We start from the raw sequence: 18,281 nt of genomic DNA, 5'->3' as shown, positions 1-18,281 counted from the left end.
GGTTATCCTTTCAAACGGCAGACATGGCGACTCAAGCGTAAACGCATCGCCATGCCTCGTTTAGAAGAATTTCCTAATAAGCCGTGTTTCCAGATTGGCTGGTTTTGCCGGAAGCAAAACCTTTGAACAGCGTTGGCACATTGGAATAGCGCGTATTGGTGATTTTCGCTGTAGACGAGGAAGCATCCGTACGCAAGATAGAATCTTTTACTTTGGAAATATCGCTGCCAGTAACGGTCATATGAACGGTAAACGTGGAGCCTCCCAATTGGCGAACCAACTTCCCGATATCATTAGCTTTGAAGTTTTTAATATTGATTGTGCCGGCGGCATTCATTTGGAACACTTTATCATAAGCTTTGTATGCGCCACCGCCAGTAATATTAACCGTACCGGAGCTTTTCAATGTAAGAGCATCCTCGCCTACATCCTGCCAAGTCACATTCTCAATGTTGCAGTTGCCATAGCAGTGTACGCCGTCGGCAGCGGGAGCGCCGATAATGACATTTTTCAGCGTCGCGCCTGCTTCCAGACGGAATAAGGGCTTTTGTCCCTCCTCCTGGCTGCCGTCACCGAGCGTATTCGGGTTCGCTACAAAAACTTTGCCTTTACCGTCGTAGGTTGTATTTTTCGGAACAGGAATGGTGGCGTTTACAACTTCCGCCGCAAATACAGGGGCCGGCTGCACACCAGCAATTGCAATAATAAGAGCCAAAGATAATAGAGCACCAATCCATTTTTTCATCGAATAAACCCTCCTTTGATTCCATTTTATTTGGCAAGGTGAAGCCTCATCCTTAAATGCCTCTACTTTTATGCAAATAGATGTGCACCTCCGTTTGCATCTACAAGAAGACTACCTAATTTTTGCCATTACAGGAATAATCATTAGCTCAGTAGTTGTCCAACCCGCTCAAAATCCCTTATTCTGTAACAATTTACCCCTTTCCCTGTGAGGAATGTCACAATCGACCGTGCACCTCCTGTGTTATTCTAACCTCAGTAAGCAGCAAGAGGAGTGAATGCTCATGGAAACAGAAGCGCTACGCAAAGTCGAGCAGCTCGCACACAAGAAGCATATGATTTTTCAACAAAGCCGCATCCGTTATATTGCCAGGTCCATGCTCGCCAGCATGTTCATCGGCTTTGGCGTTATTGTCGCCTTCAAGACGGGCAACTTTTTTTACGCCGAGCATTCTCCACTCGCTTATCCGATGGCCGCCCTCACGTTCGGAGCTGCTATTATTCTCATCGCATACGGCGGCGGCGACTTGTTTACCGGCAATACGTTTTATTATTCGTTTACCGCACTCCGGCGCAAGCTCAAATGGACCGACGCTATCAAAATGTGGCTGACCAGCTACGCTGGCAACCTGCTCGGCGCAGCCGTGTTCGCACTGCTCATTATGACAACCGGACTATTCGACAGCGAGAAGGTCAATACGTTCTTGCTCAGCGTCGTCGAAGCGAAAATGCATACGTCGTCGATGGAGCTGTTTTTCCGGGCGATTTTATGTAACTGGCTTGTCTGTCTCGCCTTTTTCATTCCGATGGGCATGAAGCATGACGGGGCAAAAATGTTTTCGATGATGCTGTTCGTCTTCTGCTTCTTTATTTCGGGCTACGAGCATAGCATTGCCAACATGTGCACCTTCGCTATCGCGCTAGTCGTCGACCATCCAGACACGATTACTTACGGCGGCGTCATTCACAATCTTGTGCCTGTCACACTCGGCAATCTGATTGGCGGCGGCGTATTAATGGCATATATGTATTATTTCGTGAACAAGCCTTATTTCGACAAAGGGGATCACACGCAAGAGCAAGTACAGGAGTAAATGCAGGAGCAAAACCGAAAGCAACTACATCACTAGACAGGGAGAGATCGGATATGAAAAAATCAAGAATTGTTGTCATTGGCGCTGGGGCAGTAGGCTCGACAACCGCTTATACGCTTCTGCTTCGCAATCGCATGGATGAGCTGGTGCTCATTGATGCCAATGAGAAAAAAGCGATCGGCGATGCGCTCGACATGAACCACGGCATGCCGTTCCTTGGCGGCACGAAGGTATGGGCAGGCACTTACGAGGACTGCAAAGGCGCGGACATTATTATTATTACTGCCGGTGTAGCACAGCGTCCGGGCGAAGAGCGCATTCAGCTGCTGAAGCGCAACGTGGCGATTTTTGACCAAATCATTGATGAAGTCTTGAAATATAATGACGACGGCATTCTGCTGATTGCCTCGAACCCGGTGGACGTCATGAGCTACTTCTCCCTGCGAAAATCGCGCTGGCCCGTTAACCGCGTCATCGGTTCAGGCACGCTGCTCGACAGTGCACGCTTCCGCTATCTGATTGGCGAAGAGCTGAACATTGATCCGCGCAGCGTCCACGCCCCGATTATCGGGGAGCATGGCGATTCCGAGCTGCCGGTATGGAGCCTGTCGAACGTCGCGGGTACGGAGCTCGGGCTGAACGACGAGCAGAAGGAACGGATTTTCACCGGCACACGCGACGCCGCCTACCAAATCATCGAGGCAAAAGGCGCGACGTATTACGCCATCGCTTTGGCGCTCGACCGCATCTGCACCGCCATTCTGCAGGATGAAGGCGCCGTGCTGAACGTGTCGACACTGCTCGACAACTACCTCGGAGTGTCCGATGTGTACATCGGCGTACCATGCGTCGTTGACCGCGGCGGCATCCGCAACGTTCTGGAGCTGACGCTGTCCGATGAGGAAACGGCGCTGTTCCAGAAGTCGGCGAACAAGCTGAAAGGCTTGATCGAGTCGATTCGGGATGAGATGGAATAAGTTTTGACATGGGTCGCAAATATGGAAAAGAGATAAAACACCTAACTAAGCAGCCAGTTGCCGATACTGAATCGGTAACTGGCTTTTCGTTTCGTTTGAATGCGGGTATGGTTAGAATAGTGGATGTAATCCAAGACTGTCTGCATCACGATTGCCGTCGTGGTACGGGTTAAACGGTCGAGATAGAACGTTTCGCACTTGAGAGAGGCGTGAAACGATTCAATGGGGGCATTATCAGCGGGCGTACCTTTACGGGACATGCTCTTAGTAATGCCTTTGCTTTTGACGGTCTGTTGGTACATCTCAGACGTATAAACCGAACCTTGATCACTATACTATGCAGCACACAATCCTGCTCAACCACTGGGAGCTGGCTCAGCGTGTCGAGCACACAAGCCGTATCCTGTGTATCACCTAAGGTAAAAGCAATAATTTCCCCTTTAAATAAATCCTGAATGCTTGAAAGATACAACATTTTGGGTACAATCGGCAAGTAAGTAATATCGGTTACCCCTTTTTCCTACGACAATAGGTGGCCCTGGAGATCTGGAATAGCGAGCACATCGTTTGAATGCTCATTTGTTGCTCGGATGATTACATATAGGCTACAACGACTTCTTGAATCACTTCTTTTCCTGTTCGGTGTACTTTTTTAAAAGAACAAGCTGTTGCTTCCCGCTTATAATCGAGCTAATTCTATTCGGTATTCTGGACCTTTTTTATAGGTATATTGCTTTCCTACGGGTTGTTCCAGCCGCTTTAATTTCCCCTTGCGATACTACTTCATCCATGTGTTCACCTGTGTTCGGTTGCGAATGTTCGGCTCGCCCATGATCTCTTTTACAGGAACGCCTGCTAACCTCATTTCAATGGCTTTCATCTTCACATCTACGGCATAACTCACTCGTACCCCCATGCAAAAACACCTCCAAGTTGTACGATTATTTTACAATAGTCGCATTTTCAACTTAAAGGTGTTTTATTTTGTCTCACGTTTTGGGGTCAGTTCCGAACCCGTTGATTCAAAGACTAACATTTTAGTTCTAAAGTCCATTTCCATTCAAAACATTTTATGTTAAATTTTATATGTAATAGGACTTGAATAAAAATTATTAGGAGGCGATACCAATTAAGAATTTAATCCTCAAGTTCTCTATGTTTTTTTTTATTGCACTGGTATTAATGCCGTCCGCCACTTTTGCTGATTCAAATAAAAATTCGGAAGATCAGGATCATTGGGTATCTGAGGTAGTGAGAATACCAATCACACTTAATCCTGTGGCTAAAGATGGCCAATTTATTACGGCTGCTGCTGCCCAATCTATAAGTGGATACGCTGATTTTTGGATTGAAAAAGAAGGTCGTTTTGTTTTCTCTAATTGGGTAGTTACAATGGACTCACCTGGGACATATATTACATCTGTTAACTTAAGTGTATATTACAGTGGAAATGCATTTAATAATGGGGATCACTGGGAAGCTTTTGTTTATCCCCTTGGAGGACCCAGAGTATCTGCGGCAAATCAAGGGTTAAATATTTATTCTCAACCTGGAACTTACTCGGCAACTTTATCAGGTTCTGTATGGACTACAAAGGGGCAAGCTTTTGTCATTAGCCCAAATAAAACAATTCACTTTAGTTTATTGTAGATTTTCATAATAAAATCTGCTCTATTCAGTATAAAATCCTATATTTATATAGGATTTTATACGTTTTATACATGAAATTAATGAGGAGGTATAAAATGGAATTGTTTGATGAGATACACTCAGCCTCTGTTCATTTTTCTTCTGGCAAACCTTTATTGCGACCAAAAATGGAGAGAATCTCAAACAAAATTCGAGCCACGGATGTATCTTTATTAGGTCTGTTTATTATTTCCCCATCCGTAATGAAAGATAGGAAAACGGTCGTTTCAATCCCACTACAATATGATTCAGAGTACGAAGAAATATTAAACTATGAGATTATTCCACATTTTGAAAACACTCTTTTAGCAAAATATCCCGATTTTCAAGAATACGTTTTAATGAATCTTAGAGAGAGTTCTGGAATCCTGTTTAGGAAAATGGCAGGAAATCATGAAATAATCACATCAGTAGGAACCCTATATGAAACTGACTCTAAACAAACGGCTATTGAAAATCACCACGCGTTTAATGTCAAAGAGTATCTTGTAAAACTCGACTTCATTCATCCTATTTTCTCCGATGAGTTCAATAAAATATGGACTTTCCTATCAAAAACTTACCTTTTATATCAAGAAGCCTACGTTTTACTTCCTGATAATTGGGCCTTTAACGAACTATTCAAGGAACGTTTGCTGATTAAGCAGCTTGCATCAGTATGTAAAGAAATGAGAGTCACAGTTAATACAGATAACAACCAGATTGCCTCCATCTCTGTTTGTTAATCCATCATTGCGTTCTGTGTTATAAAAAAACATGTAAAAACACTCTCATTATCTCCACCTTATCCCATTTTCATCAAGCCAAGTGCGCAGCCGCCTGAACCGGATGCAGCAGCGGCTCAAAACCGGGAATTCGCGCTTCAATGACATCGCCATCGCGAATGACGACTGCGCCAGGCGTCCCCGTCAAAATCACATCGCCGGGAAGCAGCGTCATCACCTGCGAATGGAAGGCGACGAGGTACGCCGGCTGATAAATCATATTAGCCAGCACATTGCGATGGGCAAGCTCGCCATTATGCCATGTTTCCACGGCCAGCTGGGACAAATCCTCGATTTCATCACGCGTAATCAGCTCCGAGCCGAAGCCAAAAAAGGTATCAAAGCTTTTGGCCCGCGTCAGAAAACGCTGATGCTTGGCATGAATATCCGCAGCCGTTACGTCGACTGATACGGCAAAACCCGCTACGCAGCCCAGCGCCTCGGCTTCGGTTATATTTTTGCACGTACGCCCGATAATGATTGCCAGCTCAGCTTCCGCCGTCACATGCTCCGTCTGCTGGGCAGGCAGCTCAATCGCCGTATTCGGGCCGATAAGCGACGTATCTGGCTTCATAAAACTGACCGGATCAGCTTCAGCGAATAACGCCTCCCGCTCCTCCGCTTGCTTCACATAATTCATGCCAATACCCCAAATTTTGCGGGGATGGCGGTATAATGGCGCGGCTGCTATTGCTTCGCTCGGCACTGACTCCAGCTGCGCAAGCTTATCGCTGCCTCCTTCGTTATACCATGCCGTCAACGTTTCCAGCTGCCCTTCTTGCAGCAGATCAAACACGTTGATGGGCCAGTGCGTATGCTCCAACTGATTAATCGTATGGAGCCGTACATAGCGATCGTCAATTTTGATGCACGCTTGCTCGTCACCCTCGTAATGGATCATTACCAGCTTCATCTATCCAGCAGCCTCCCCTTCTTTTCCGCAGCCTGGCTGCCAGCTTCGTTCCCATAACTTCGCATGCTGCTCTATCCATCGCAGCAGCTTCAAATCCTGCCCTGCCCCTGCAATAATGGATAAACCGATTGGCGCGCCATCCACCTCACCAACTGGAAGCGTTACCTGCGGCAAACCCGATAAGCCCGCTATACAGCAAAGCTGCATCGTTAGGGCACGCTGCTTGTCTGCCGCTTCTCCGCTAATGTCGCGGTCAGGTGCCGTTCCGGGAATGGTTGGGATGACGAGCAGGCCATCCGTTCCGAGCAGCCTGCGCAGCTTGGCACGAATGCTGTGCCGTTCCTCGGCCTTTTCCTCGCCGTCTTCCTTGCGCAAGGTGCTCGACCAGTGAAACCGTTCTGCTATCCCCGGGCCAAAAGCAGGCTGCTCGCGCTTTATCCACTCGCCATGCGTCTGCCAAATTTCCAGCCCTTGAATGGTGCGAAACGCTTCAAGCCACTGTTCCAGCCCTTCAGGGGCAAGCGTCAGCTGCTCGATATTTGCCATAGTTGGCTCCAGTTCAGCAACGAGCTGTCTCAGTTGGAGTTCGCTAGCAGATTCTGCCTTGCTCCATGCATCTTCTGCGATGAGCAAGCGGCTGAACGGCGTTACGTCCGCCGCCGTCCCTGCGTTCTCGTTCTCGCTCTCGCTCGTCGCTCCAAATGCCCGTACACTTGCCCCTACGGCATCCGGCTCGGCAGCAATTGCATTGCCTTCCACTCCGGCTGCCGCCCCAGCAGCAAGCAGCAGCTCGCCAACCTTCAGCAGCAGCGCGCTGTCCCGCGCCATCCAGCCTACCGTATCAAAGCTCGGAGCCAGGGGAATGACGCCATCCATCGCAACTGCGCCATGCGTCGGCCTAAAGCCATATACGCCGCAGTAAGCAGCGGGCACGCGAACCGAACCGCCCGTATCCGTCCCGAGCGCAAAATCCACCGCTCCCGCTGCAACGGCTACGGCGGAACCGCTGGACGAGCCGCCTGGTATGCGGTCTGGCGCGAGCGGATTAATCGGCGTGCCATAATGGGCGTTTTGCCCATTGATGCTGTACATCAGCTCATCGGTATGCGCTGCTCCGGTCAATGACGCTCCAGCTGCAAGCAGCCTTTCAATCGATGAGGCGGTATGCTCCGCCGCTTCGTGCGTATGCAGCCAGTCGGGATTGCCCGCGCTGCTGGCATGCCCTTTTATCGCGAACACATCCTTAACCGCAAAGCGGAGACTGTCTAGCTTGCCCGTATTCGTTGCTGGAAGCGTAAGCTCCGGCTTTATAAAAGCATGGAACGTATCGTTTATTTTATCCTGCATGATAGCTGCCTCTCCTGTCCCGCCGTTGTTCTAGCGATACGGCCAATTTCTGTATCATTAACTACAACCAACTCCGTAATCGTGGCTGCAAAGCGGGCAGCCCCTTACAGCCCGATCTGCTTCACGCTTTGCCGCACATTTTGCCGCATGCTTCCGAGTCGTTCCGACTACCAGCCGATTGCCGCTCCATCGCTTCGCGGATCAGCTCCGCCGCTAATGACGCCATCCAGACTAATCATAATCGCATGGGCATGGCCCATAATGCCGTCAAACGCCTTCATGCGGCGAACATCATGTCCGGCTTGCTCAAGCTGCTCCATAACCTCGCCCGCTATGCGGCTCTCTACTTTCAGCTCCTGCGTTTGCGCACCCCACGTGCGTCCCCAAACCCAGCGCGGCTCATTCACCGCCTGCTGCGGATTCATGCCAAAATCAATCATTCGCGTAAGGATTGCCACTTGTGTCTGCGGTTGACCTTCCCCGCCCTGTGTGCCGAACAGATGGCTTGGCTTGCCATTCAGGCACGCCATAGCAGGCATCAGCGTATGGAAAGTCCGCTTGCGCGGCTCCAAACGATTCACGTGCTGAGGCTCAAGCGAGAAAAAGGACCCCCTGTTTTGCAGCAAAATGCCCGTATCCCCGGCTACAACGCCCGAGCCAAACTCAAAATACAAGCTCTGAATGAAGGAAACTGCGTTGCCCTCCTCATCCACGACCGCCGCATAGGCCGTATCATTGCCAACAGGCTTCGTATCTATGGAGCAGGCCCCATCCAGTTTAATAGAAGCTGCAAGCTCCGCCGCATAGGCAGGACTCAGCAGGCGCTCAAGCGGAATTTCCGCAAAAGCAGGGTCCGTCAAATATAAATTGCGGTCACGGAAGCCCAGCTTGAGCGCCTCAATCATGAGGTGATAATACGTGTACGAGCCATGCCCGTAACTTTTCAAATCATAGTTCTCCAACATTTGCAGCGCCATCAGCGCTACAAAGCCTTGCGAGTTCGGCGGCACCTGATACACCTCATGCCCCCGATAGGAGCCTTTAAGCGGCGCAACCCATTCGCCCGAATGCTCGGAAAAATCCTCCTTGGTCAGCAGCCCGCCGCTGCCTTCCAAATAACGGACGATTCGCTCCGCAATATCGCCTTTATAAAAAGCATCGCGCCCCTGCTCCGCGATAGCGCGAAGACTCGCTGCGAGGTCGCGCTGCACAAAGCGCTCCCCCGCCTTAACTGCGCGCCCATGCGGCAAGTATACCGCCGCTGTTGCTGAAATCTGTGCCAGCATGTCCGCATGCTGCACCGTATTTTCATATTGATCCGGCGACATTGGAAAGCCGTCTTCCGCATATCCGATGGCAATGTCCAGCACCTGTGCAAAAGGCAGACGCCCATATTGGCTGTGCACGGCATGCCAACCGTCAACCATGCCCGGAACCGTAATGGCGCTACGGGGCCCGCGTACCGGAATCGCAGCTTCGCCAGCATAAGCTTCACGCGTTGCAAGGCTGCCTGATCGCCCGCTAGCATTATAGGCTCTCACCTGCTGCTCCTTATGCGCGTAAGTCAGCCAAAACGAGTCTCCGCCCAGTCCTGTCATATGCGGATAGACGACAGCTAGACAAGCGCTGACCGCAATCGCTGCATCAAAGGCATTGCCGCCCTGTTCTAGTATTCGTGCCCCTGCTGCCGAAGCAAGATGATGCGGGCTTACAACCATGGCCTTCGTGCCGGTTATCGGCTTGTTCATGCTATCTCATCCTTTTTGAGTCAAGTTATCTGACATACTCTATTGAGTATTAAAGTAACATGGCGGCTCGGCTAGTGGCAACTAGAAAATTCTTTTCGCCCAAGATTAGCAAATTTTATATTGATAAGGAACGAAATTGGTTATATATTTATTCATATCGTAATCGAATCAAACTTATCACATACGTTTTGACATTTCCGCTCAATAGAGCAAAAGGAGCTTTTCACATGCAATCCAAAATGCCGCCCGCCCAAGCGGAGCATGCCATTGACGATATTGACCGTAAAATTATCGCCGCCCTGCATATTAACGGGAGAATATCTTACACCGACTTAGCCAAGGATATCGGCCTATCCCGCGTAGCGGTGCAAGCAAGAATTAACGCCCTGCTGGAGCATGGCGTTATTGAACGCTTCACAGCCGTCATCAATCCGGAGAAGATTGGCGTAACGGTATCGGCTTTTTTCAATGTCGAGGTGGAGCCTAAATTTCTGCACGAGGTTGCGGATCGGTTGTCCGAGGAGCCTGTTGTCACCAGCCTGTATCACATGACAGGTCCTAGTAAGCTGCATATGCACGGCTTATTCACCAGCAATCAGGAGATGGAGCTATTTTTGAAAGAAAAGCTGTATCCTCTGCCCGGTATCATGAGCGTCGATTGCCAGGTTTTAATCAATCGTTACAAAAGTCGAATGGGAATGAGGCTGTAAAAATGGAGACGACAACAAGCACCAAGGCATATGGACAACTAACCTGGGCGATGTTTAAAACCGGCATTTTTGGTTTCGGCGGCGGCCCTTCCGTCATCCCTCTCATTCGACATGAGGCTGTGACCCGCTATGATTGGATTAATGATGAGGAATTTGGCGAAATTTTGGCGCTGGCCAATGCTTTGCCAGGACCGATTGCAACCAAAATGGCCGCTTATCTCGGCTATCGGCTGCAAGGCTGGCTGGGTGCGCTAGCCGCTGTATTGGCTCATATTTTGCCGTCGGCTATCGCGATGATTGCCTTGCTTTCCGCCGTACAAATTCTTAGCGGCTCCGCTGTTGTGCAGGGCATGATCGCCGCGGTCATTCCCGTTATTGCGGTCATGCTTGGGGTTATGGCGTATGAGTTCGGCAACCGCGCGGTGAAGGGGCTTGGCTGGGTAGCTGGTCTCATCAGCTGTGCGCTCGCTTTTCTGCTGCTGCAGATCGTGGATATTCAGGATGCGGTCGTTATTGCCGCCTTCCTTCTCTATGGGGCGATGCATTTCAAGGCTGCCGCATGGGTGAAGAAGTGGAGAAACAATCGGCGCGATAAAGGCAACAATACGAGCGCGAGCGCATAAGGAGCAGACAATATGGATTGGTTGGATTTAATTATTGGATTTTTTCTCGCAAATATTTTAGGCTATGGCGGCGGCCCTGCCTCCATTCCGCTGATGTATCATGAGATCGTGGACCGTTACCACTGGTCAACCGATGCTGAATTTTCAAACATACTCGCGCTTGGCAATGCCCTTCCCGGGCCGATTGCTACCAAAATTGCCGCATTCGTCGGATATGACGTATACGGCATTCCGGGCTTGGCGATCGCGCTTGCAGCAACGATTGTCCCTTCTGCTGTTGCACTGATTTTTCTGCTTAAGCTGCTGCAAAAGCATCGCCAGTCTCCCATCGTCAAAGGCATGACGCTGCTCGTGCAGCCAGTCGTCGCCATTATGATGCTGCTGCTCACTTGGCAAATGGCAAGCACGGCTGTGCATTCCGCTGGCCTCTGGCAGACACTCGCTATCGCTGCCGTTGCCTACTGGGCGATGGAGCGCAAGAAGATCCATCCGGCGATCGTCATCTGCGTCGCCTTCGCTTACGGCGGCATTGTGCTGTCGCAGACGATGGCATAAGGGAAGCAGCTTGCGTCCTTGTGCCATTTATCATAAAAAGAAGCGGTCTGCACATTCGCCAACGCGTCTGTGCAGACCGCTTCTTTTCCATCCTATTCTCCTTTACTACTGGGTTTTAACCGGATACACGCCATCGTCTAGGCAGATAATATAATTGATCGCCAAGTATGGCTGCATATTATTGTGTGCTTGAGACCCTCCGCTTGCAGTTATAGCATTCGCATGCATACTCGCATTCGGTTGTTCTTCATTATACACACTAACTGTAGTACCGCGCGGTGTAGTGGCCCAAATATTATTGAACGTATCAGTCGTATTTCCCGTTGTCTGAGCGTTCAGCTGATGTGTATGATTCGGCATTTTAAAGGTGGTAATCGTTTCTGTAATGCTGCCGCCCTTTTCATAGCACTGCCTCGGAGTCAGACCTACTCCGCTGCCTTGATGTATCGGCACAAGGCCCCGCAAATCAGGCAATGTAAAATACGTTCTATAGTCCGTGCCAAAAGTTTTTCCTATTATCGAGTATAATGCCTGATTGTTCGGAATAGAAACCTGCTGTCCATGACAAAAGGCCCAGCCCCGCGGAGCGTAGTTTCCTGTAAATAAACGAATTTCTCCAATAAAAGCGTCCATGTCAAGCCTCGCTTTCTGATTCTAATTAATTTTTCTGTGGATAAGCCCCTGTCATTGCAATGCAAAAATTTGCGACGGCGTAGGGCTGCATATTGGAATGGGCCTGTCCCGAGCCCGTTATCCCGATTGCCTGAGGCGACATGTACCCGTTCGCCGTGTTGCTGTAGGCCTTTGCGCTGCTTTCACTCCATACATTGGAGGCAGCCACGCCTTTTGTACCTGTGGCTGAGCTGGCAGACAGCGAATGCGTGTGCTGGGGAATTTCATTTATCGTCAAGGCATGCGTTTCCGTCCCGCCGTTCGAATATACAGGGAATACTCCGTCTGTTGTTGGATTTATGGCAGCCCTTCCCTGCAGATTTGGCAGTTGGAAGGTGGTTTGGCCATCCCCACCGAATTTATTGCCAATAATCGAGAATAAAGCTTGGTTCTCACTCACTTTAAGTATTTGTCCATTGCATTGGGCCCAGCCTACGGGAGCGTAGTCGATTGCAAACAAACGTATTTCGCCAAGAAACCATTCTTCCATAAACGCCTTCCTCCTCTTGATTAGCTATTGTCTTATATGCTTAATACTGCCTCATCGGATAGGTGCCTCGCGTACAAATAATATAAGTTAGTGCCATGGAAGGCATCATATTGTTATGTGCCTGATTGCCGCCTTCCGTGGACAAAGCAGCTTGGTTCATCGCGGCGTTAGGCGCTGTTGTTCCTTCAAAATATTGCTTGACCGTGCTCGCCGCCCAAAAATGGCCTGTCGGCGACGCCTCATCGCCCGCGGACTGCTGGGCTGCCGCCAGATGCGTATGGGCCGGCAGCTGTGCCTGCGTCAACTGAACCGTCTCCATACCGCCTTTATCTTTCAGGGAAAATTTGCTGCCCGTTGAGCTGGTACCCATATGAATGGGAACGCGGCCCCGATAATCCGGTAGGGCGAACGTCGTTCGCCCGTCCCCTCCGTAGGTTGCCCCGAGAAGGCTGTACAGCGCCTCATTATTCGCAACCGGCAGCACTTGCCCGTTGCATAGTTCCCAGCCCTCCGGCGCGTACGTGCCGACAAACAGCCTGATTTCGCCCAAATATGAATCTGCCATTTCAATCTCCTCCTTTGATTTTTTATTCTGTCTCCTATTGCTTTACAGCCTACCCGTTGATTAAATCAGCCTGCAGCAGCAGCCTGCGAATGAGTGCAGCAGCCTCCGCTCGTGTAATGTCGTCCTGCGGATGCAGCTGTCCGGAATTCCCCGTCACAATTTGAAGCTCAACCGCAGCGGCCATAGCGTCTTTCGCCCAACTGCTGATTTCATTCTGGTCCGCGAAAGCAGACAGCTTATCCAAAGATCCCGAAGCGCTCAGCTTCGTGTAAGCTACAGCTCTTGCGATAATCGCAATTGCTTCCTCGCGGGTAATTGTCTTTAGGGCGCCAAATGTGCCGTCAGCATAACCGGTAATAAGACCATAAGCCGCTGCGGTTTCCACATAACCGGCATACCAGCTTCCGGCCTGTACATCTGAAAACTTACTTTGCCCTTGTAGAGCCGCTGGACGCAAGCCTAAACCACGTACGATAATTGCCGCAAACTCAGCGCGGGTAATTGATGCGTCTGGAGAAAAGGCCGTCTCGCTTGTCCCTTGTACAACCATGCGGGAAGCCAGATCGTTCACCTCATTGCGGCTCCAATGCTGCTCTAGATCCTGCATCTCTCGCGGGTGCCAAATGATGGAGTACGTACTGTTCGTCAGGCTATTAATCACTGCGTAATACTTCCCGTTCAGCGTCGTAATGTTTGTAGGCACATGATATAGCTGTCCATCGGAATGCAGCACGACCCCTGTCGTAATACGATTCGCATTGGCGCCTTCCGGCATTGGAATCGTCATTTGCACATAACCGTTGAAGAAAGAGACAGCCGTCTGCTTACCGCCGTACGAAGCTGTAATATGGAATTCCAGCGGCGAAGCGGCAATTTCCATCCCCTGTCCGGATGCCGCAGCGTATACCTGATCGGATTCCGCTTTTGCCGATTTTGCTATCGTGATGCTGAAAATAATATCTTTCAAGCTGTTCTGCGCTCCTAGCTCCTTGGCAATCGCATCAACAGGGATAAGCGATGCCGGGAATGCATAGGAGGCCGAGGCCGTTTGAATTTCAAGGGTCGCCGTTTTATCTGTCATCACCTTGAGCAGTTGACCATTCAGCAAGCTGTTTACGCTATCCGCCGCTTCTGTATACGGAATCGTCACTTCACGATTGGATTCGGACTCCAGCTTTTGAATGATTTTGTCGTTCTCAAGCGTCACCGTCGCATAACGCAGCTGTTTGCTGGTGAACGTCTGCACCGTAGCCGTCTGCTCCTGCTTCACTCCGTCTACATATACTGAAATTCCGGTTCCCGCTGCCACTGTCCCCGTTTGAACGGAAGTGCCTGTTGAAGGCGTTGAACCTGAGCTTTGCTGGGCGCGGGTCACCTTCACCAGATAAGTACGGCTCGGCTTTGTTGAGTCAGCCGCCGTAACCGTGACCGGAATCTCATTCAGTCCGACGTTTAACTCCACCGTAACCGGACTATCGGCCGATTGGCCGTTTATCGTCACCGTCGCAAGCGGATCAAAGGCTTCAGCTGTAATCGTCGTTGCCTCAACTGCGTTAGCTACATTTTGCTCGTAGCTCAGTGTATCTTTATGGAAAGCAGGGGACAAACTGCCTGTGCTCGTCGAAAGCGCCCCTAATTCGCTAATTCCATAAGGTGTAATATTTACTGTAATAACGGCTGGATCGGAATCCTCCTGTCCATCCGAGGCTACATATGTGAAGCTGTCTGTCCCTAGCTGGCCTGGACTCGGCACATAAATAAACTCATCGCCGTTTATGATCGTCACGCTGGAGGACTTCATACCGGTTGTGAGCAGCCGGAATGTCAATGAATCTCCGTCCACGTCAGTTGCATGCAGCTTTTGGGTCAAGGATGTAAGACTTTCTACATCGTAGCTCGCATTCTCAGCTACCGGCCGGTCATTAACCGGCGTCACCGTCACTTGTACCGTAACCGGATCAGACTCATCCACTCCGTCAAAAGCTCTTATAGTGAAACTATCGTTCCCGTTAAAATCCTGATTCGGCGTGTAGGTTAGCTGATTACCATTGGTAATCACCGCTTGAGCGTGCTCCGCCTGAGCATCGACCAGGAAGGTCAGCGCATCCTGATCCTCATCTGTACCCGACAGCGTCAAGCTCAACACATCATCCTCATCGATTTGCTGAGGAGCAATTGCCGTTGCAACAGGCTTGGTGTTCCCTACGGCCACCGTAAAGCTCGTTGTGCCTTCCGCCAGACTGCTGTCCAATACCTTAACTGTAATGGTAGCTGAGCCTTGCATTCCCTGAGCCGGCTCCACGGTAACCGTGCGCTGCGTGCCGTTGCCCGCCAGTGTAATTCCGCTGAGCGGAACAAGAGCGGTATTGCTCGATTCAGCAGTTACTGTAAAATCGCTCGGCTCTGCATCAGGATCCGTAATGGTAAAGCTTAACGCCTGGGTGGCCGAATTTCTGCTTATGCTTTGATTGGAAATAGCACTTACCGTCGGGGTGTCGTTCACCGATGTCACAACCAAGGACGTCTGACTGTCCACAACAGGTACAGCTATCCCATCATCCACCGTCACCGTTAATACAACGGTCTCCGTCGTTCCCGGAGCAACCCGGTTCGCCTTCGGCGCAAATACCAATTGGCGAATCGCGGTCGTCAGATCATCGGCCGTTCCGCTTGCCTCGTATTGACTGCCAACCAGACTGAAGCCGGATGCCTGAAGGGAGGCAGTGGTAAATTCGCCTTTTGCCGCAGTAGCCAGTGAGATTCCGACCGTCAGCGTCTGACCAGGATCCGCATCCTCTATCGATACGCCAGTAAAGGGCTGCACCGTCTCCGTATCCAATAACTCAAATGGAGTCGCGGTAATGCCCGTTAATTCAGGAGCGTCATTTACCGGGGTGATCGTAACCGATATCGTACTAACCACCGTGCCTCCGTTGCCGTCGCTTACTTCAATTTTGAATACATCCTGACCACAATAATTGGCGTCTGGAGCATACTCCCACGCTCCGGTCAATGAATTAACCGTTGCTATTCCATGGGCAGCCTGCTGCGAAATGGAATAAGTCAGCGTATCGCCATCCACATCATTTGCCGTCACTTGACCGGTAATCGACGTATCCTCGGCAGTCGTTACGGAATCATCCGCAGCTGTCGGTGGATCATTCACCGGCCTTACGGTTACGGTAATCGTGCTGGTCGCCGTTCCTCCATTGCCGTCGCTAACCTCGATTTTGAATACGTCTTGGCCGTGATAATTCGCATTTGGAGCATACTCCCATGCCCCGGTCGACGCATTAACCGTTGCCGTTCCGTTCGCTGCCTGCTGCGACACCGAATACGTCAGCGTGTCGCCATCCGCATCCGTTGCCGCTACCTGGCCGGTCGTACTTGTGTCCTCGTCGGTCGTTGCCGTATCGTCCGATGTTGTCGGAGCTACATTTATGTTCACAACCGTTACACTTATCGTACTCGTTGCTGTGCCTCCGTTGCCGTCGCTAACCTCGATTTCGAATACGTCCTGACCATAATAACCATCCATCGGGTTATATTCCCATGCTCCGGTCGCCGGATCGACCGCTGCCGAACCATGAGCTGCTTGCTGCGAAATGGAATACGTCAGCGTATCACCCTCCACATCGCTTGCCGTGACCTGACCCGTCGTCTTCTCATTTTTATTGGTCGTCGCGGTGTTATCGCTCGTAACAGGCGGATCATTCACCGGCGTCACGGTTACAGTAATAGTGCTGGTCGCCGTGCCTCCATTGCCGTCACTAACCTCGATCTTGAATACGTCTTGACCGTGGTAATTCGCATTCGGAGCATACTCCCATTCCCCCGTTGACGCATTGACCGTTGCCGTTCCGTTCGTTGCCTGCTGCGACACCGAATACGTCAAAGTGTCGCCATCCATATCCGTTGCCGTTACCTGACCGATCGTACTTGTATCCTCGCCGGTCGTTGCCGTATCGTCCGATGTTGTCGGAGCTACATTAACGTTCACAATCGTTACACTTATTGTGCTCGTTGCTATGCCGCCGTTGCCATCACTAACCTCAATCTCAAATACGTCCTGACCGTAATAGCCATCCATCGGGCTATATTCCCATGCTCCGGTCACCGGATCGACCGCTGCCCCACCATAATTCCCCTGCTGCGAAATGGAATAGGTTAGCGTATCACCGTCTACATCGCTTGCTGTCACCTGACCCGTCGTCTTCTCATTTTTATTCGTTGTCGCGGTGTCGTCGCTCGTAACAGGCGGATCATTCACCGGGTTGACGGTAATCGTAACCGTACTGGTCGCCGTCCCCCCATTGCCGTCGCTAACCAAGACCTTAAATACGTCTTGACCGTGATAATTGGCATTCGGGCTATACTCCCATGCCCCCGTTGACGCATCGACCGTTGCCGTCCCATTCGCTGCCTGCTGCGACACCGAATAGGTCAGCATGTCGCCATCGTTATCGGAGCCAGCAATGTTGCCAGTCACGAATTCGTCCTCATCTACCGATTCTGTATAGTCTGGCACGGTCGGAGCCTGATTCACAACGGTTTGTTCATATTCAATATAAGGCTCCGTATCGAACCGATACCGTTGAACGTTGCTTCCATCCAGACTTTCTGTACCTGTGAGAAAGAATGTTAGCATTCCGTTCGAAGCGTTATTGAAATAAGTCGTAACATCGAAGGAAAGCAGCTTTCCGGCCACAATTCCACTCGTCACACTATCCAATAGTTCGTACTTGCTGGGTGTATTAAGCACATCACTCATGCTAGGCCAGCCTGTATGCGCGTTTTCCACACTGGTTGGAAGGGGCATCGTCTTGTATGCCCATACTTTGGCGATAGGCGTTCCACGAACAGCCAGTTCTTCCGGTCCTCCACCATAGTCATTGCCTACCTTAATTCGCAAGTAAACCTTGTAACCGGCAGGAGCGCTCGCCGTTTTGTTGAATCGTACAAAAGCGTGATACTCCCTCGTGACTTGATCCTGATATCCAATGTAATAAGGAGCCCCGGTATATGCACCATATGTAAAATCGTGTCCGGTTATTTGGGCAAGTGCCGGACCCGGCAAGGTGGCTGCATGCACCGTTCCAGCTCCGATGAAGCCGCCGAATATAAAATGAATCGCGATTATGCCCGCTAATAAGCCTATGAATCCCTTCTTTCTCACGCTTTCCTCTCCTTTGCTCATCCATCTGTAATTCTATTCACCCTGATTATACCAATTTTCTCTGAACGCATTCTGAACCCGACCGCACTCCAATACTCTGCACAACCAAGAAAAGCCCTCTTATCGAATGGATAAGAGGGCTTTTTCACAGCAATTTTATTATTCTGTAAATCGCTTTGCAGTTGCTTTAATGAGAGCTGCCTGCCTTCATTAA

The 18,281-nt window shown here is 50.4% G+C and carries 15 protein-coding genes and 1 pseudogene; 7 read left to right on the top strand and 9 right to left on the bottom strand.

What is annotated here, in order from left to right:
* Window positions 1–73: 73 nt before the first annotated feature.
* Window positions 74–745 (bottom strand): pectate lyase, encoded by a 672-nt coding sequence (locus WH37_RS14120; protein ID WP_046231240.1) that lies wholly within the window; start codon window positions 743–745, stop codon window positions 74–76.
* A gap of 283 nt (window positions 746–1,028) precedes the next feature.
* On the opposite strand from WH37_RS14120, the gene WH37_RS14115 reads away from it, so the two are divergent.
* Both WH37_RS14115 and WH37_RS14110 read left to right on the top strand, forming a co-directional pair.
* Window positions 1,029–1,838 carry a formate/nitrite transporter family protein gene (locus tag WH37_RS14115; protein ID WP_046231239.1) on the top strand — a complete coding sequence of 270 codons (810 nt, stop codon included), beginning with the start codon at window positions 1,029–1,031 and terminating at the stop codon, window positions 1,836–1,838.
* Between the two features lie 53 nt (window positions 1,839–1,891).
* Window positions 1,892–2,815, top strand: a complete 924-nt coding sequence (locus WH37_RS14110; RefSeq protein WP_046231238.1) for an L-lactate dehydrogenase — start codon at window positions 1,892–1,894, stop codon at window positions 2,813–2,815.
* 45 nt (window positions 2,816–2,860) lie between these two features.
* Here WH37_RS14110 and WH37_RS34655 read toward each other — a convergent pair.
* Window positions 2,861–3,731: pseudogene (locus WH37_RS34655) on the bottom strand (DDE-type integrase/transposase/recombinase).
* 239 nt (window positions 3,732–3,970) lie between these two features.
* Here WH37_RS34655 and WH37_RS14100 point away from each other — a divergent pair.
* Window positions 3,971–4,465, top strand: coding sequence for a hypothetical protein (locus tag WH37_RS14100; RefSeq protein WP_046231236.1), 495 nt, complete (start codon window positions 3,971–3,973; stop codon window positions 4,463–4,465).
* Between the two features lie 95 nt (window positions 4,466–4,560).
* Complete coding sequence (locus tag WH37_RS14095) at window positions 4,561–5,229, top strand: hypothetical protein (RefSeq protein WP_046231235.1); 669 nt, start codon at window positions 4,561–4,563, stop codon at window positions 5,227–5,229.
* A gap of 73 nt (window positions 5,230–5,302) precedes the next feature.
* Here WH37_RS14095 and WH37_RS14090 read toward each other — a convergent pair whose 3' ends face one another.
* The 3 genes from WH37_RS14090 to ggt form a co-directional block, all read right to left on the bottom strand.
* Window positions 5,303–6,181, bottom strand: coding sequence for a fumarylacetoacetate hydrolase family protein (locus WH37_RS14090; protein WP_046231234.1), 879 nt, complete (start codon window positions 6,179–6,181; stop codon window positions 5,303–5,305).
* The gene (locus tag WH37_RS14085; RefSeq protein ID WP_046231233.1) at window positions 6,182–7,528 is read right to left on the bottom strand and encodes an amidase family protein; all 1,347 of its coding nucleotides are present in this window, start codon (window positions 7,526–7,528) and stop codon (window positions 6,182–6,184) included.
* Window positions 7,529–7,695: 167 nt separating this feature from the next.
* On the bottom strand, window positions 7,696–9,276 hold the full coding sequence (ggt, locus tag WH37_RS14080; RefSeq protein WP_046231232.1) for a gamma-glutamyltransferase: 1,581 nt from the start codon (window positions 9,274–9,276) through the stop codon (window positions 7,696–7,698).
* Between the two features lie 227 nt (window positions 9,277–9,503).
* Between ggt and WH37_RS14075 the strand changes: the two genes are divergently transcribed.
* From WH37_RS14075 to WH37_RS14065, 3 genes are read left to right on the top strand one after another with little or no spacing between them, the layout of a single operon-like run.
* Complete coding sequence (locus WH37_RS14075) at window positions 9,504–9,986, top strand: chromate efflux transcriptional regulator ChrS (RefSeq protein ID WP_046231231.1); 483 nt, start codon at window positions 9,504–9,506, stop codon at window positions 9,984–9,986.
* A 2-nt stretch (window positions 9,987–9,988) separates the two neighbouring features.
* Window positions 9,989–10,609 (top strand): chromate efflux transporter ChrB, encoded by a 621-nt coding sequence (locus tag WH37_RS14070; protein ID WP_046231230.1) that lies wholly within the window; start codon window positions 9,989–9,991, stop codon window positions 10,607–10,609.
* Between the two features lie 12 nt (window positions 10,610–10,621).
* Complete coding sequence (locus WH37_RS14065; RefSeq protein ID WP_046231229.1) at window positions 10,622–11,164, top strand: chromate efflux transporter ChrA; 543 nt, start codon at window positions 10,622–10,624, stop codon at window positions 11,162–11,164.
* A gap of 105 nt (window positions 11,165–11,269) precedes the next feature.
* Here the strand turns inward: WH37_RS14065 and WH37_RS14060 are convergent, their stop codons facing one another.
* Genes WH37_RS14060 through WH37_RS33595 form a run of 4 tightly spaced genes read right to left on the bottom strand, consistent with a single transcriptional unit; the run spans window position 11,270 to window position 18,067 of the window.
* The gene (locus WH37_RS14060; RefSeq protein ID WP_046231228.1) at window positions 11,270–11,797 is read right to left on the bottom strand and encodes a phage tail protein; all 528 of its coding nucleotides are present in this window, start codon (window positions 11,795–11,797) and stop codon (window positions 11,270–11,272) included.
* A gap of 25 nt (window positions 11,798–11,822) precedes the next feature.
* Complete coding sequence (locus WH37_RS14055; RefSeq protein WP_046231227.1) at window positions 11,823–12,326, bottom strand: phage tail protein; 504 nt, start codon at window positions 12,324–12,326, stop codon at window positions 11,823–11,825.
* Window positions 12,327–12,366: 40 nt separating this feature from the next.
* Window positions 12,367–12,891, bottom strand: a complete 525-nt coding sequence (locus WH37_RS14050; protein ID WP_046231226.1) for a phage tail protein — start codon at window positions 12,889–12,891, stop codon at window positions 12,367–12,369.
* 49 nt (window positions 12,892–12,940) lie between these two features.
* A complete protein-coding gene (locus WH37_RS33595; RefSeq protein ID WP_052736978.1) occupies window positions 12,941–18,067 on the bottom strand; it encodes an Ig-like domain-containing protein in 5,127 nt (1,708 codons plus the stop codon).
* Between the last annotated feature and the right edge of the window lie 214 nt (window positions 18,068–18,281).

It is taken from the genome of Paenibacillus algorifonticola (assembly GCF_000971975.1).
GTDB lineage: Bacteria > Bacillota > Bacilli > Paenibacillales > Paenibacillaceae > Pristimantibacillus > Pristimantibacillus algorifonticola.
Note: the sequence above shows the minus strand (reverse complement) of the source record. Positions and strands in the feature narration are given on the sequence as shown.